General features: G+C 62.6%; 11 protein-coding genes. 6 read left to right on the plus strand and 5 right to left on the minus strand.

Annotation, left to right across the window (positions count from 1 at the left end):
* Window positions 1-116 precede the first annotated feature (116 nt).
* Window positions 117-821, plus strand: coding sequence for a tRNA (N6-threonylcarbamoyladenosine(37)-N6)-methyltransferase TrmO (gene tsaA, locus AB5Y91_RS17180; RefSeq protein ID WP_263684347.1), 705 nt, complete (start codon window positions 117-119; stop codon window positions 819-821).
* Between the two features lie 71 nt (window positions 822-892).
* Here tsaA and AB5Y91_RS17185 read toward each other — a convergent pair whose 3' ends face one another.
* Genes AB5Y91_RS17185 through AB5Y91_RS17195 form a run of 3 tightly spaced genes read right to left on the minus strand, consistent with a single transcriptional unit; the run spans window position 893 to window position 4,076 of the window.
* Entirely contained in the window at window positions 893-2,014 is a 1,122-nt protein-coding gene (locus AB5Y91_RS17185; RefSeq protein ID WP_368170360.1) for a beta-ketoacyl-ACP synthase III, read from the minus strand.
* Window positions 2,015-2,069: 55 nt separating this feature from the next.
* Window positions 2,070-3,233: a VWA domain-containing protein gene (locus AB5Y91_RS17190; protein WP_368170361.1), complete on the minus strand. Its 1,164-nt coding sequence runs from the start codon at window positions 3,231-3,233 to the stop codon at window positions 2,070-2,072.
* Window positions 3,234-4,076 (minus strand): AAA family ATPase, encoded by an 843-nt coding sequence (locus tag AB5Y91_RS17195; RefSeq protein ID WP_368170362.1) that lies wholly within the window; start codon window positions 4,074-4,076, stop codon window positions 3,234-3,236.
* Window positions 4,077-4,239: 163 nt separating this feature from the next.
* Here AB5Y91_RS17195 and cysK point away from each other — a divergent pair, with 163 nt between their 5' ends.
* The 5 genes from cysK to AB5Y91_RS17220 all read left to right on the plus strand — a co-directional run bounded on the left by cysK (window position 4,240) and on the right by AB5Y91_RS17220 (window position 9,052).
* Window positions 4,240-5,208 (plus strand): cysteine synthase A, encoded by a 969-nt coding sequence (gene cysK, locus AB5Y91_RS17200; RefSeq protein WP_368170363.1) that lies wholly within the window; start codon window positions 4,240-4,242, stop codon window positions 5,206-5,208.
* A gap of 440 nt (window positions 5,209-5,648) precedes the next feature.
* The gene (locus AB5Y91_RS17205; RefSeq protein ID WP_005303128.1) at window positions 5,649-5,906 is read left to right on the plus strand and encodes an HPr family phosphocarrier protein; all 258 of its coding nucleotides are present in this window, start codon (window positions 5,649-5,651) and stop codon (window positions 5,904-5,906) included.
* A gap of 44 nt (window positions 5,907-5,950) precedes the next feature.
* Window positions 5,951-7,678 (plus strand): phosphoenolpyruvate-protein phosphotransferase PtsI, encoded by a 1,728-nt coding sequence (gene ptsI / locus AB5Y91_RS17210; protein WP_234691719.1) that lies wholly within the window; start codon window positions 5,951-5,953, stop codon window positions 7,676-7,678.
* 43 nt (window positions 7,679-7,721) lie between these two features.
* A complete protein-coding gene (gene crr / locus AB5Y91_RS17215) occupies window positions 7,722-8,231 on the plus strand; it encodes a PTS glucose transporter subunit IIA (protein WP_005325875.1) in 510 nt (169 codons plus the stop codon).
* A 275-nt stretch (window positions 8,232-8,506) separates the two neighbouring features.
* Entirely contained in the window at window positions 8,507-9,052 is a 546-nt protein-coding gene (locus AB5Y91_RS17220) for a cytochrome b (protein WP_111910031.1), read from the plus strand.
* A 69-nt stretch (window positions 9,053-9,121) separates the two neighbouring features.
* Here AB5Y91_RS17220 and AB5Y91_RS17225 read toward each other — a convergent pair whose 3' ends face one another.
* Window positions 9,122-12,880, minus strand: a complete 3,759-nt coding sequence (locus AB5Y91_RS17225) for an AAA family ATPase (protein WP_368170364.1) — start codon at window positions 12,878-12,880, stop codon at window positions 9,122-9,124.
* On the minus strand, window positions 12,877-14,103 hold the full coding sequence (locus tag AB5Y91_RS17230) for an exonuclease SbcCD subunit D C-terminal domain-containing protein (protein ID WP_368170365.1): 1,227 nt from the start codon (window positions 14,101-14,103) through the stop codon (window positions 12,877-12,879). The genes AB5Y91_RS17225 and AB5Y91_RS17230 overlap by 4 nt, the downstream gene beginning before the upstream one ends.
* Between the last annotated feature and the right edge of the window lie 70 nt (window positions 14,104-14,173).

A 14,173-nucleotide genomic window follows, 5' to 3' on the forward strand; every position in this document is an offset into this window, starting at 1 on the left:
GATGCCACGCTCTGCGACCGGGATCACAGCGGGCGGCAAGGGCTCCCTCCTGTGGCGACGCCTGCGTTTTCGGTCCGCCTGTGCTACATTGCCGGGGTTTTCAGCCAGGATCCGCCATGAAGTTCGACATCGACACCCTAGGGATCATCCGCTCTCCCTACAAGGAGAAGTTCGCCATCCCCCGCCAGCCAGGCCTGGTCAAATCGGCCCGCGCCCGCCTTGAGCTGCTGCCTCCCTACGATCAGCCGGACGTGCTGCGCGGCATAGAGCAGTTTTCCCACCTCTGGCTCAGCTTCGTGTTTCACCAGACCATGGCCCAGGGCTGGCACCCGACGGTGCGTCCGCCGCGCCTCGGCGGCAACGAGCGGGTCGGGGTCTTTGCCACTCGCTCCACTTTCCGCCCCAATCCCCTCGGCCTCTCCGTGGTCGAGCTGCACGGGGTGGGCCGAGAGCGGGGCAAGCTGTGGCTCGATCTCGGCGCCGTGGATCTGCTGGACGGCACCCCAGTGGTCGATATCAAGCCCTATATTCCCTATGCCGACAGCCTGCCCCACGCCCGGGGCGGCTTCGCCCCCGAGGCCCCCACACCGCCGCTGTCGGTGAGCTTCACCCCGGAGGCGGAGCAGCAACTCATGCCCTGGCTCAGGGCCCACCCCGAGCTCCGCCAGCTGGTGAGCGAGGTTCTGGCCCAGGATCCCCGCCCCGCCTACAAGAAGGGCAAGCCGGACGACAAGGAGTACGGCGTCAGGCTGTTCGACCTCAATGTGCGTTTTCGCATCAGCGAGCCTGATTGCCTAGTATCGGCCATAGAGCCCGCCTGATCTTCGCCAGCCCAGGCCCATAAAAAAACCACCCGCCCGGGTGGTTTTTTGCTGCCACCGGATGGCGGCACTCAGAGGCGCTGCAACAGCAGGCTGCCGATGGAGTAACCGGCGCCGAAGGAGCAGAGCACGCCGCGGGCCCCGCTCGGCAAGTCCTGGTTGAACAGGTGGAAGGCGATGACTGAGCCCGCCGAGCTGGTGTTGCCGTAGCTGTCCAGGATCACCGGCGCCTCCTGCTGGCTGGCGTCGTGGCCCAGCAGCTTGCGGCCGATGAACTGGTTCATGGTGAGGTTGGCCTGATGGAGCCAGAGCCGGCTCAAGGAGTCTGCCGCCCACCCCTGCCCATCGAGCTGAGCGCTTATCTGGTCGCACACCAGGGGCAGCACCTCCTTGAACACCTTGCGCCCCTGCTGGCGGAACAGCTTGTCATCCCCATAGCGGGTACGCGGGCTGAAGCGGTTCAGGAAGCCGAAGTTGTTGCGGATGTTGTTGGAGTACTGGGTCACCAGCTTGCTCGCCACCAGTTGCCAGGGGTTGGCCACCTTGCAATCTTCTTCCCGCTCCAGCAGCACTGCGGTGCAGGCGTCGCCGAAGATGAAGTGGCTGTCTCTATCGCGGAAATTGAGATGCCCCGAGCAGATCTCGGGATTCACCACCAGGGCCAGTCTGGCGGTACCGGCCGCCAACAGATCCGCCGCCGTCTTGATGCCGAAGGTGGCGGAAGAGCAGGCCACGTTCATGTCAAAGGCCATGCCGCTCGCCCCCAGATAGTGCTGCAACTCGATGGCCAGCGCCGGATAGGGACGCGGCATGTTGGAGGCCGCCACTATGACCAGATCTATCTCGCCGGGCTCGCGACCGGCGGCGATCAGCGCCTGCTCGGCGGCGGCCACCGCCATCTCCACCATGATGGAGGGCTGGTCATCGGGGCGCTCCGTCAGCAGGGGCTGCATGATGTCGGGATCCAGCACCCCCTCCCTGCTCACCAGATAGCGGCTCTTGATACCCGAGGCCTTCTCGATGAACTCGCAGCTCGAATGCTGCTTGGCGGGCAGTTGGCCGGCGTCGATGGCGGAGGCGTTCTCCTCGTTGTAGAGATCCACATACTGGTTGAAGGCCGCCACCAGCTCTTCGTTGCTGACGGCAAAGGGCGGGGTATAGAGGCCTGAGCCACTGATTACGATAGAGGTCATCTTTGCTCCTGGCCGGGTGCAATCCCGGCTTGTCTGTTTTTTTGGGTTCAGAGGTTCATAGCTGATCGATCGCTGCGGCGAGACCAGCCAGGGTCAGCGGGTGCATGCGCCCGCCAATCACGTCATTCATCAACTTGATGGAAGGGTGCCAGAGCCACTCCTGCCTGGGTACAGGGTTGATCCACACCAGCCTGGGGAAGTGGTGCTGCAGGCGCTCGAGCCACACCTGGCCCGGCTCCTCGTTCCACTGCTCCACGCTGCCGCCGGGCCAGGTGATCTCGTAGGGGCCCATCTTGGCGTCCCCCACAAAAATCACCCGATAGTCGCTGCCGTAGGTGCGCAGCAAGCTCAGGGTATCGACGCGCTCCTGGGCCCGGCGGCTGTTGTCCTGCCAGACGAAGTCGTACAGGCAGTTGTGAAAATAGAAGAACACCAGGTGCTTGAACTCGTGGCGCAGGGCACTGAAGAGGCGCTGCACCTCGGCCACGTGGGCATCCATGGATCCCCCGACATCGAAGAACACCAAGAGCTTGACCCCGTTGTGACGCTCGGGGCGCAGCTTCACATCGAGCCAGCCCTGACGGGCCGTGCTGCTGATGGTGTCGTCGAGATCCAGCTCCGAGGGATTGCCCTTGCGCACCCAGCGCCTGAGCTTGCGCAGGGCCAGCTGGATGGCCCGCTGGCCGAGCGGCGAGTCGTCGCTGAAGTTGCGGTAGTGGCGCGCCTCCCACACCTTGGTTGCCTTGCCATGCTGGCCCTCCCCTCCCATGCGGATCCCCTCCGGGTGAAAGCCGCCATGGCCGAACGGGCTGCTGCCCCCTGTGCCCACCCACTTGTTGCCGCCGGCGTGGCGCGCCTTTTGTTCGCGCAGGCGCTGGTTGAGAGTCTCCAGCAACTTGTCGAGCCCGCCGAGGGAGCTGAGCAAGGCTTTCTCCTCAGAGCTCAATAGCCGCTCGAACTCCTTGCGCAGCCAGTCATCCGGCAGCGTCTCGGGCAGCAGGGGGATGGCTTCCAGCCCCTGGTAGTACTCGGCGAAGGCACGATCGAAGCGATCGAGGTGGGCCTCGTCCTTCACCAGCAGGCAGCGGGACAAGCGATAGAAGTCGTCCATGTCCACGCTGGCGAGCCCGGCCGCCAGGGCACCATGGAGATCCAGCAACTCGCGCAGGCTGCAGGGCAACTTGTGACGACGCAGATGGGTGAAGAAGTCGATCAGCATTCAGCCGCCGCGCCGCGCCAGAAAGGCCAGCTTCTCGAACAGGTGCAAGTCCTGCTCCGTCTTGAGCAGGGCGCCATAGAGGGCGGGCACCAGCTTGCCCGGCTCCCGGCTGCGCAGCGCCTCGGGGGCTATGTCATCGGCCAGCAGCAGGCGGATCCAGTCCAAGAGCTCTGAGGTGGAGGGTTTCTTGCGCAGTCCCTCCACATTACGCAGCTCGAAGAAGAGATCCATCGCCTCGCCGAGCAGGCTCTCCTTGAGGTTGGGATGGTGGAGTTTAACGATGGCCTGCATCTCGGCCTTGTCGGGGAAGCGGATGTAGTGGAAGAAGCAGCGGCGCAGGAAGGCGTCCGGCAGCTCTTTCTCATTGTTGGAGGTGATGATGACCACGGGACGCTGCCGGGCCTTGATGCGCTCCCCTGTCTCGTAGACGTCGAACTCCATCCGATCCAGCTCCAGCAACAGATCGTTGGGAAACTCGATGTCGGCCTTGTCAATTTCGTCGATGAGCAGCACAGGGCGCTGCTCGGCCGCGAACGCCTGCCACAGCTTGCCGCGGCGAATGTAGTGGTGGATCTCCTCCACCCGAGGATCGCCGAGCTGGGAGTCCCGCAGCCGTGCCACCGCATCGTATTCATAGAGTCCCTGCTGGGCCTTGGTGGTGGACTTGATGTGCCAGCTGATGAGGTCGGCACCGAGCGACTCGGCGACCGCCTCGGCCAGCACCGTCTTGCCGGTGCCCGGCTCACCTTTGATCAGCAGCGGCTTCTCCAGCACTATGGCGGCATTGACGGCCATACTCAGTGACCTTGATGCGAGATAGCGATCGCTTCCTGCAAATCCCATGAGATCCATTCCTTTGGTCGCAGGAGAACCTCAGGGTCCTTCGGCGAGAGAGAATAAGTTCTATATGTTGTAATAACATATTGTTATAACGATTCGTCACTTCTCATTCAGAAACCACAGGGTAATCTTGTTTCATCGCCTTAACAAACACAGGGATAGCACCATGAGCAAAATTTTTGAGGACAATAGCCAGACCATAGGCAACACCCCGCTGGTTCGTCTCAACCGTGTTACCAAGGGCCGCGTGCTGGCCAAGATCGAGAGCCGCAACCCGAGCTTCAGCGTCAAGTGCCGGATCGGCGCCAATCTCATCTGGGATGCCGAGAAACGCGGCATGCTGACCAAGGGCAAGGAGATCATCGAGCCTACCAGCGGCAACACGGGTATTGCCTTGGCTTTCGTGGCAGCGGCCCGTGGCTATCCCATCACCCTGACCATGCCGGCCACCATGAGCCTGGAGCGCCGCAAGCTGCTCAAGGCGCTCGGCGCCAACCTGGTGCTGACCGAAGGGCCCCTGGGCATGAAGGGCGCCATCGCCAAGGCCAACGAGATCCTGGAATCCGAGCCGGGCAAGTATGTGCTGCTGCAGCAGTTCGAAAACCCCGCCAACCCCGAGATCCATGAGCAGACCACTGGCCCCGAGATCTGGGATGCCACCGACGGCGAGGTGGATGTGTTTGTGGCAGGTGTCGGTACCGGCGGCACCATCACAGGGGTCTCCCGCTATATCAAGCAGACCAAGGGCAAGGCCATCATCTCGGTCGCGGTCGAACCGGCCGAGTCCCCCGTCATCAGCCAGAAACTGGCGGGTGAAGAGATCAAGCCCGGCCCCCACAAGATCCAGGGCATAGGCGCCGGCTTCATTCCGGGCAACCTGGATCTGACCCTGCTGGACCGCGTCGAACAGGTGAGCAGCGAGGAGTCCATCGAGATGGCTCGCCGCCTGATGGAAGAGGAAGGCATACTGGCGGGGATAAGCTCAGGCGCCGCCGTGGTGGCTGCCGCCCGTCTGGCCGAGCTGCCGGAGTTCAAGGACAAGACAATAGTGGTCGTGCTGCCAAGCGCCGCCGAACGCTACCTCTCCAGCGCCCTCTTCGCCGGCGTGTTCAGCGAGCAGGAACTGCAGCAGTAATTGATCGTCTTACATCAAAACAACGGCGCCTCTGGGGCGCCGTTTTCATTATGCGCTAAACTCAGTAGCCATCAGTGTCAGTCGGCCCCTTATTTTTTGGGGTAAAATAACAAACTTGGGCCTGACAAAAAAAGCAGACATTCTGTGATAAATCTCATATCCTGTGCCGCGTCACGAGGTGTTTACCGGCTAGGTATCACAAGGTAACAAAGTGTTATTTTTCGTTATAAATTAATTTCAGGCCAGTCCTGACGCGGCTTTCAGCCCGATAACGAAAAGACTTAGCCTGGACGCCGAATACTGCACAGAAAATTGACCTGGATTAAACCATTGCAGGTCTGATTTCGTTACTTTACAACATATCCATACTGACACGGTGAGACAGGAAGCCTCATTAGCGACCATCTCTCCACACAATATCAATAATATGGGGTGAAACCATGTACGAGAAGTCTGTTGTTATTACTGCTGAAAACGGCCTGCACACCCGTCCCGCAGCTCAGTTCGTGAAAGAAGCCAAAGAATTCCAAAGCGAGATCACTGTGGTCTCCGGTGGCAAATCCGCCAGCGCCAAGAGCCTGTTCAAGCTGCAGACCCTGGGCCTGACCAAAGGCACCAACGTGACCATCCAGGCCGACGGCCCGGACGCTCAGAAAGCCGTTGAGAAGCTGGTTGCCCTGATGGACGAGCTGGAGTAATCCAGCTTTACTCCTCCCCCACAGTCGTTTTAATAGGAAGGATTATGATATCTGGCATTCTTGCGTCCCCCGGTATCGCATTCGGTAAGGCGCTTCTTCTAAAAGAAGATGAAATCGTTATCAATCAGGGCAAGATTTCTGCTGACCAGATTGACGTCGAGATCAACCGCTTCCTCGAAGCCCGCACCAAGTCAGCCGCACAGCTGGAAGCCATCAAAGAGATGGCCGGTCGTACCTTCGGTGAAGAAAAAGAGGCCATCTTCGAAGGCCACATCATGCTGCTCGAAGATGAGGAGCTGGAAGGGGATATCAGATCCTTCATCAAAGACAACAAGGCGTCCGCCGACAAAGCCATCTATGAGGTGATCGAACAGTACGCCAAGATGATGGCCGAGCTGGATGACCCCTATCTGCGCGAGCGCGCCACCGACTTCCGTGACATCGGTACCCGTCTGGTGAAGAACGTGCTGGGCATCGCCGTTGTCAACCTGAGCACCATAGACGAAGAGGTCATCCTGGTCGCCAAAGACCTGACTCCGTCCGAAACCGCTCAGATCAACCTGAAATACGTGCTGGGTTTTGTCACCGACATCGGTGGCCGTACCTCTCACACCTCCATCATGGCCCGCTCCCTGGAGCTGCCGGCCATAGTGGGCACCAACGACATCACTGCGCGCGTCAACAACGGTGACATGCTGATTCTGGATGGCATCAACAACCAGATCATCATCAACCCGACCGCCGAGCAGTTGGCTGAAGCCAAGAAATTCCAGGCCCAGTTCCAGGCCGAGAAGGACGAACTGGCCAAGCTGAAAGATCTGCCCGCCATCACGCTGGATGGTCATCAGGTCGAAGTCTGCGCCAACATAGGTACCGTCAAGGATACCGAGGGTGCCATCCGTAATGGCGCCGAAGGCGTGGGTCTGTACCGCACCGAGTTCCTGTTCATGGACCGTGATGCGCTGCCGACCGAAGAGGAACAGTTCAAGGCCTACAAAGAAGTGGCAGAGGCCATGCCGGATCAGCCGATCATCGTCCGCACCATGGACATCGGCGGCGACAAAGAACTGCCCTACATGAATTTCCCGAAAGAGATGAACCCCTTCCTGGGCTGGCGTGCCGTGCGTATTTTCTTCGATCGCGAAGACATCATGCACGCCCAGCTGAAGGCCATACTGCGCGCCTCTGCCTTCGGCAAGCTGCGCATCATGTTCCCGATGATCATCTCCGTCGAAGAGTTCCGCAGCCTCAAGGCAACCGTGGAACAGCTGAAGGCCGAACTGCGTGCCGACGGCAAAGCCTTTGATGAATCCATCGAAGTGGGTATCATGATCGAGACCCCGGCTGCTGCCGTGATGGCTCATCATCTGGCCAAGGAAGTGGATTTCTTCAGTATCGGTACCAATGACCTGACCCAGTACACCCTGGCTGTCGATCGTGGTAACGAGATGATTTCCGCCATGTACAACCCGCTGTCACCCTCCGTCCTGACCCTGATCAAGATGGTAATCGACGCTTCCCATGACAATGGCAAGTGGACCGGTATGTGCGGTGAACTGGCTGGTGACGAACGCGCCACCCTGCTGCTGCTGGGTATGGGTCTGGATGAGTTCTCCATGAGCGCCATCTCTGTACCGCGTATCAAGAAGCTTATCCGCAACACCAACTTCGAAGATGTGAAGGCAATGGCAGACCAAGCTCTGAGCTATGCGACCGCCGCCGAAATCGAAGCCTGTGTAGATAACTTTATTAAGCAGAAGGCAGTCTGCTAAGATCGGCTGCAAACAGCGACAATCATCTCTAGGAGCTTTTACTATGGGTCTGTTTGATAAACTGAAGAAACTGGTCTCCGATGACAGTTCTGACACCGGCGGCATCGAAATCTTCGCTCCGCTGTCTGGCGAAATCGTGCCCATCGAAGATGTGCCTGACGTTGTCTTCGCCGAGAAGATCGTCGGTGACGGCATCGCCATCAAGCCGGCTGGCAACAAGATGGTTGCTCCGTGCGACGGCACCATCGGCAAGATCTTCGAGACCAACCACGCGTTCTCTCTGGAATCCGACTCTGGTATCGAACTGTTCGTTCACTTCGGTATCGACACCGTCGAGCTGAAAGGCGAAGGCTTCACCCGCATCGCCCAGGAAGGTCAGAAGGTCAAGCGCGGTGATACCATCATCGAGTTCGATCTGGCCGTACTGGAAGCCAAGGCGAAGTCGACCCTGACTCCGGTCGTCATCTCCAACATGGACGAGATCAAAGAGCTGATCAAGATGACTGGCGCAGTGACCGTGGGCGAGACCCCGGTTATCCGCATCAAGAAATAATGCAACGCTGGCTGGTGCCAGCTGCTGCAACAAAAAACCGAAGCCTTGGGCTTCGGTTTTTTTATGGGCAACACCTTGGGTCCGCCTGCCCCTTAGCCATCTGGGGCTAGCTGGTTCCCTGACCGGGCAAGGGCAATCCGATGCAAAAGCGCGGTCAAGATCAAGGCATTGTCCGACAGGCCTTGTAGCATGGGTGTGGAAACCACGGGATCCCGGCGCCGTGCGTGACGGGATGGACCAGGGCGATGCAATGCGCCCTCCGGAAGGAGATGAAGATGCTAAAGAATACGGAACAACGTTATGGCAGCCTGAGCATAGGGTTGCACTGGCTGACCCTGCTGCTGATGGTGGCCGTCTATGGGCTGATGGAGTTCAGGGATATTTTCCCCAAGGGCTCGGCCGGACGCGACCTGATGAAGGAGTACCACTTCATGGTGGGCTTGCTCATTCTGGCGCTGGTGGTGGCGCGGCTGCTGGTGCGCTTTGGCAGCCCCTCACCACGCATAGTGCCCGCCCCCTCCCCCCTGATGCTCAAGCTCGGCCACCTCGCCCATCTGGCCCTGTACGGCTTCTTGATCCTGACGCCGCTGCTGGGTTGGCTGCTGCTGAGCGCGGGTGGCAAGCCCATCCCCTTCTTCGGATTAGAACTGCCCGCCCTTATCGCGCCGGATGATGGCTTGAAGGGAACGATAAAAGAGCTGCACGAGACGCTGGCCAACATAGGCTATGCCCTGATAGCCCTGCATGCTGCGGCGGCCATCTATCACCATCATGTGCTCAAGGACAACACACTGACCAATATGTTGCCCGAGAAAAAATAGCCCGGGCGGACAACAGCAACAAAAAGGCTCCGATACCGGAGCCTTTTTGTTATGGCTGAAGCGTCACCCTCAGGGCAAGACCACCCGGCTCTCGCCGCCGCCGAGGGCTTCGACCCGGATCTGCACGCCGATCCGCTCCACCAGGGTCTGAACGTGGGAGATGACCCCGATCTGGCGGCCGGCCGCCTGCAGGGAGTCCAGACTGGAGAGCGCCAGATCCAGGCTGTCCGGATCCAGGGTGCCGAACCCCTCGTCGATGAACAGCGATTCGACCTGGGTCTGACGGGAGGAGAGGCTGGAGAGGGCCAGCGCCAGCGCCAGCGACACCAGGAAGCTCTCGCCGCCGGAGAGGGAGTCCACAGACCGCACCTCGTCCCCCATGTCCAGATCCACCACTTGCAGCGCCAGATCCGTGCCGGGCACCCGCTCCAGCCGATAGCGCGGCGACAGCTCGCCGAGCTGGGCGTTGGCCTCCAACAAGAGACGTTCGAGCGTTAGGCTCTGGGCGAAGGTGCGCAGCTTGGCGCCGCTGGCGGAGCCGATAAGCTCGGACAGTTGCAGCCAGTGATCCGCCACCGCCTGCTGGGCGGCCAGTGCCTCCTGCAGGCTCCCCGCCTTCAGCGCCGCCGCCTCGGCCTGAGCCAGGGTGCTCTTGCACTGGAACAACTGCTCTTCCAGCTCGCCGCAGCGGGCCTCGCAGGCCCCCAGACGCTCGGCAAGGGCCTCGGCCGTGAGGGCGGCCAGCTCCCCATGATGCTCCCGATAGCGCGCCAGCTTGCCCTCCTCCTGAGCCAGCGCACGCTGACGCTCGGTCAGCCGGGTGCGGGCCTCGGCCAGGGCATCGTCCAGACGCTGCAAGGCGGTGCGGCGAGCCCTGAGCTCATCCGGCGTGATGGCCAGCAGCCGACGCAGATCATATTCGGCGATGCCGAGGGTGCCGGCATGGGCCGCCCAGCGCCCCAGCGCCTCGCGGCGACGACGGCTGCTCACCTGCCTGTCCTGCTCGAGATGGGTCAACCTGGCCTTGAGCTCGGTCTGCTTCTCCCGGGCGACCCGCAGCGCGGTCACCGCCTCCTCGAGCTGACTGGCCGCCAGTTGCAGCCGCTGCTGCCACTCCTGCTCGACCAGGGCGATGGCACGGCCTCCGAGGCAGGCCTCCCGGCTGGCGAGCAGCCCCTGACGCTGCTGCTCATGCTCCTTGTAATCGCGCTCCAGCTTGTGTAGCAGCTCGTTCTGGCTCTGTACCCGCGCCTCCTGGGCGCTCAAGGCAGGGGTCAGTGTGGCCAGCTCGCCCCCTAGCTGCTCCCATTCGCTCTGTCCGCGCAGATACTCCTCGCAGGTCTGCTGCCACTCCTGCCATTGCCGGCTGCCAAGCCACTGGCGCCAGGGCTCGGCCCCCATCTGTTCATCGAGACGGGCCTCCCCCAGTGCCAGGCGTTGGCGCAGTGACGCCTCCTGCTCGGCCAGCGCCTTCAGCTCGGCCTCCCACTCAATCTTCTGCCGCTCGGCTTCCTGCCACTGCTGCTCAAACTGCTGATGGCGGGCGGTCAGCTCGGTCAGCTGGCTGCGCAGCCCCAGCAGCCTCTGCTGCCCCTGCTGGGCCTGCTGCAGTCGCCGCTGCCCGGCCACGAGATCCGACTCCAGAGTCTCCCCCTGCACCAGCAGGCGAGCCAGCAGCTCGGTCCACTGCGCCGGGCTTTGCCGCAAGGGCAGCCCCTGCCCCAGCAGGGCATCCCCTCCCAGTTGCAGCCAGCGCTGGACCATCTGCTCGGAGCGCGCTTCCAGCTCGGGTTGATGCTGCTGACGGGCGACCAGCTGTCGCGCCAGCTCGACCCGCTCGCTCTCCCCCTGAATATGCTGATGGTTGAGCTGCTCCCACTCCAGATCCAGCTGGCAGACACGCTCGGCCAGTTGCGCCAGTATGCCGGCCACCTGGGGCTGGCTCCGGGTGTAGGGATGCTCCTCGGCGCCGCAGAGCGGGCAGGGCGTGCCATCGCTCAGCACGTGGCGATACTGCTCGAAGCTGGCCACGGCGCGGGCCTGCTCCAGGGCATGGCGCGCCTCGCCGCGCTGGGTGGCGAGCCGCGCCAGCGCCGGAGCCAGCTCCTCATGCTGGGCCTTCAGCCGGGCAAGATGCTGCTCGAGCAGCGTCATCTCCTGCTGCAACCGCTCCTGCTGCTCGCTGTGGTTGCGGCCCGCCTGGGCCAGCTCCAGCAGTTGGCGAATCCGGGCCAGTTGCTCTGTCTGGGCCTGACGCTGCTCCTGCGCCCTGGCGACCTCGGCGTCCCACTCCTGCGCCTGCAGCTCATCGTGCAGCTGTTGCAATCGGGTGCGCTCCTGCTGCCAGTAGTCGCGCTCCTGCTGCCCCTGCTCCAGCCGGCTGGCAAGATCCCGCAGGGCATGGCCCTTGTGCTCACGGCTTTGCAGCACCCGTTGCAACAACTCCCTGTCCGCCGCCCAGTCCTGGATGGCCGCAAGCAAAGGCTGCCACTGGCGCGCCAGCGGGGCCAGGGCCTTGCGCTCCTCTAGCCAGAGAGCCCACTGCTGACGGCGCACCGTCAGGGCCTCGACCCGACTCGCCTGCTGCTGCCACTCCTGCTGCAGCGCCAGTTGCAGGGCCCGTGCCTGGGTCCCCTGCTGCCGTGTCTCCTGCAACTGCTGGCCCTTCTCCTTGAGCCGGGTATCGAGCTCCTGCGCCCGCTTGAGCTCGGGTTGCAGGGCCCCCCACTCCCGCTCGGCGGCAATCTTGTCGGCCAGCAGTTGCTGCTCGCGCAGCGCGGCCTGCTGCAACACAGGTTCAACCTGCTCCAGCTCGGGGACAAGCTGGCCTATCTGCAGCTCCTGCTGCTGCACCTCCAGGGTGAGGCGGGCGAGTTCGTCGTGATCGGCGCGGGCCACCTGAGCCTGTTCGGCGCGGGCAAACTCTTCCCGCCCGGACGCCGCCTCGCCATGGGCCGCCTCGGCGGCGGCCAGCGCCTCCTGCCCCTCCCGGCAGGCCTGCAACTGGGCGGCAATCCGTCCGTTGAGATCCCGCAAGTCCTGCAACAGCTGACGCTGCTGCTGTTCGTGCTTGAGGCTGGTGGAGAGGCTCAGCTGCCGGGCGACCCAGCGCTCGCGTGTCTCGTCGTCCATCAGGGCCACGTCGCCGAGCCGCTGCTGTATGGTCGCCAGCGCCTGCTGCTCGGCCCGCGCCCGCTCATGGGTCTGGATGGAGATGGCGGAGTAGAGCTCGGTGCCCGTCATCCGCTCGAGCAGGGCGGAGCGCTCATCGGCGCTCGACTTGAGGAAGGCGGCAAACTCCCCTTGCGGCAGTATCACGGCGCGGCGGAACTGCTCCCAGGAGAGGCCCACCAGCTCGTCGATGCGATCCTGCAGCTCCCGCTTGCTGCCGGAAAAGACCTGCCCCGACTCGACGTCGGTCAGGCTGCGCTCCTGGGCCTGGAAGCGCCCCTCCGAGCGATTGCGTGCCCGCCGTACCGCCCAGCGCGCCAGCCAGATGCGGCCGTCACAGCCGCGGAACTGCACCTCGGCATAGCCGCTGGCGTGGCCGCGGCTGAGGATATTTTTCACATCATTGGCGGTTAATTTTTCTTTTTCGTCTTCATCCGCTCGGCCAATTTTCTCAACATTCTTGCGATTGGCGATAAAGCGCGGCATCTCGTCATAGAGGGCGAGACAGATAGCGTCGAGCAATGTGCTCTTGCCCGCACCCGTGTTGCCCGTGATGGCAAAGAGCCCGGCAGCCCCCAAAGCGCCACCTGCGAAGTCGATGGTGAAAGCGCCGGTCAGGCTGGCCAGGTTTTCCCCTGCAAGAGACAAGATTTTCATGTGTTGGATTCCTTGACCTGCTCCAGGATCTCTTCAAACGAGGCGACCAGCTCGGCCGCCGGCTCCCCCTCGAACTGCCGCTGATAGCAGAGACGGAACACCTCTGGGGGGGATAGCTCATCCAGCCTGCGCCGCTCGCGGCCATCGGCCAGCCCCTCCCCCGAGCCCTGATACTGGGTGCTGATGCGGGCCAGACGCACCGGCTTGCCCGCCATGACCGCCAGAATGCGCTCGCGGATGCGGGCCTCGGGCTTGGGCAGCAGCAGGCGCACCTCGAGGAAGGGCTGCGCCTCCTGGGGACAGTCGGGCAGGGAGAGCGCCTCTATGGCGGTGAGCGCCTCCTCGAGTGTGCTCTGGGGCAGGCGTATCATCTCCACCGCACGGGGCACAGGGATCCGCTCCAGCCCCGCCAACTTGCCCCCCTCAAACCTGACCTCCAGCACCTGATGGTTGTAGTTGGCCTCGGCGAGGGAGAGCGGTAGCGGCGAGCCACTGTAGTGCACGCCCTCGGCCGGGCTCTGGGCCAGATGGAGGTGGCCAAGGGCGGTGTAGTCGGCGGTGGCGAAGATGTCGGCAGGCAGGGCATGCTGATTGCCGCCGAGCACCCGCCGCTCGGAGAGCTCGGAGAGCTGACCCGCCGCCAGGTAGGCATGGCCCATGGCGATCAGCGCCTGGCCGGGCTCGCAGCGCGCACGGCCTTGCGCCAGCACTTCCTGGTAGATCTGGCGAACCCCTTCGATCAGCCGATCCTGCCCCTCTTCGAGCGGCTCCACCCGCAGGTCGCTGCTGCGAAGAAAAGGCACGGCGGCGCACCAGGCGGCAACCTTGCCCTCCCTGTCTTGCAGTGGCACCAGCAGGCGATCGGTTTCGAGCCTGCCCTCCCCGTCCCGGCTGATGCTGCCCACCAGATGCAGGTCGAAGGCCCGCAGCAGCTCGTGGGGGGCGTCCAGCTTGGAGGGAGAGTCGTGGTTGCCACCGATCAGCACCATGTTGAGACGGGGCATCTCGGCGCGCAGCCTGGCCAGGAAGCGATAGAGCTGCTGCCAGGCGCTGGCGGGAGGATTGGCGGTATCGAACAGATCCCCTGCTACCAGCAGGGCGTCGATCTGCCGCGTCTTGATGGTGTCGGTCAGCCAGTCGAGAAAGGCATCGTGTTCGAAGCGGCGCTCATGACCATGGAGTTGATGGCCAAGGTGCCAGTCGGCAGTGTGCAGGATCTTCATGAAAAGCGGCTCGAAAGATAAGAGGGGGGGCAGTGCTACCCGATGAGGACAAGATGAGGATACGACCCTC

The sequence above is a fragment of the Aeromonas sp. R4-3 genome, from assembly GCF_040908275.1.
GTDB classification, from domain to species: Bacteria; Pseudomonadota; Gammaproteobacteria; order Enterobacterales; family Aeromonadaceae; genus Aeromonas; species Aeromonas rivipollensis.

Coding starts and splice junctions, on each gene's coding strand:
- cysK (WP_368170363.1), top strand. CDS start 4,240: ATGAGCAAAATTTTTGAGGACAATAGCCAGACCATAGGCAACACCCCG.
- tsaA (WP_263684347.1), top strand. CDS start 117: ATGAAGTTCGACATCGACACCCTAGGGATCATCCGCTCTCCCTACAAG.
- ptsI (WP_234691719.1), top strand. CDS start 5,951: ATGATATCTGGCATTCTTGCGTCCCCCGGTATCGCATTCGGTAAGGCG.
- AB5Y91_RS17225 (WP_368170364.1), bottom strand. CDS start 12,880: ATGAAAATCTTGTCTCTTGCAGGGGAAAACCTGGCCAGCCTGACCGGC.
- AB5Y91_RS17205 (WP_005303128.1), top strand. CDS start 5,649: ATGTACGAGAAGTCTGTTGTTATTACTGCTGAAAACGGCCTGCACACC.
- crr (WP_005325875.1), top strand. CDS start 7,722: ATGGGTCTGTTTGATAAACTGAAGAAACTGGTCTCCGATGACAGTTCT.
- AB5Y91_RS17230 (WP_368170365.1), bottom strand. CDS start 14,103: ATGAAGATCCTGCACACTGCCGACTGGCACCTTGGCCATCAACTCCAT.
- AB5Y91_RS17190 (WP_368170361.1), bottom strand. CDS start 3,233: ATGCTGATCGACTTCTTCACCCATCTGCGTCGTCACAAGTTGCCCTGC.
- AB5Y91_RS17195 (WP_368170362.1), bottom strand. CDS start 4,076: ATGGGATTTGCAGGAAGCGATCGCTATCTCGCATCAAGGTCACTGAGT.
- AB5Y91_RS17185 (WP_368170360.1), bottom strand. CDS start 2,014: ATGACCTCTATCGTAATCAGTGGCTCAGGCCTCTATACCCCGCCCTTT.
- AB5Y91_RS17220 (WP_111910031.1), top strand. CDS start 8,507: ATGCTAAAGAATACGGAACAACGTTATGGCAGCCTGAGCATAGGGTTG.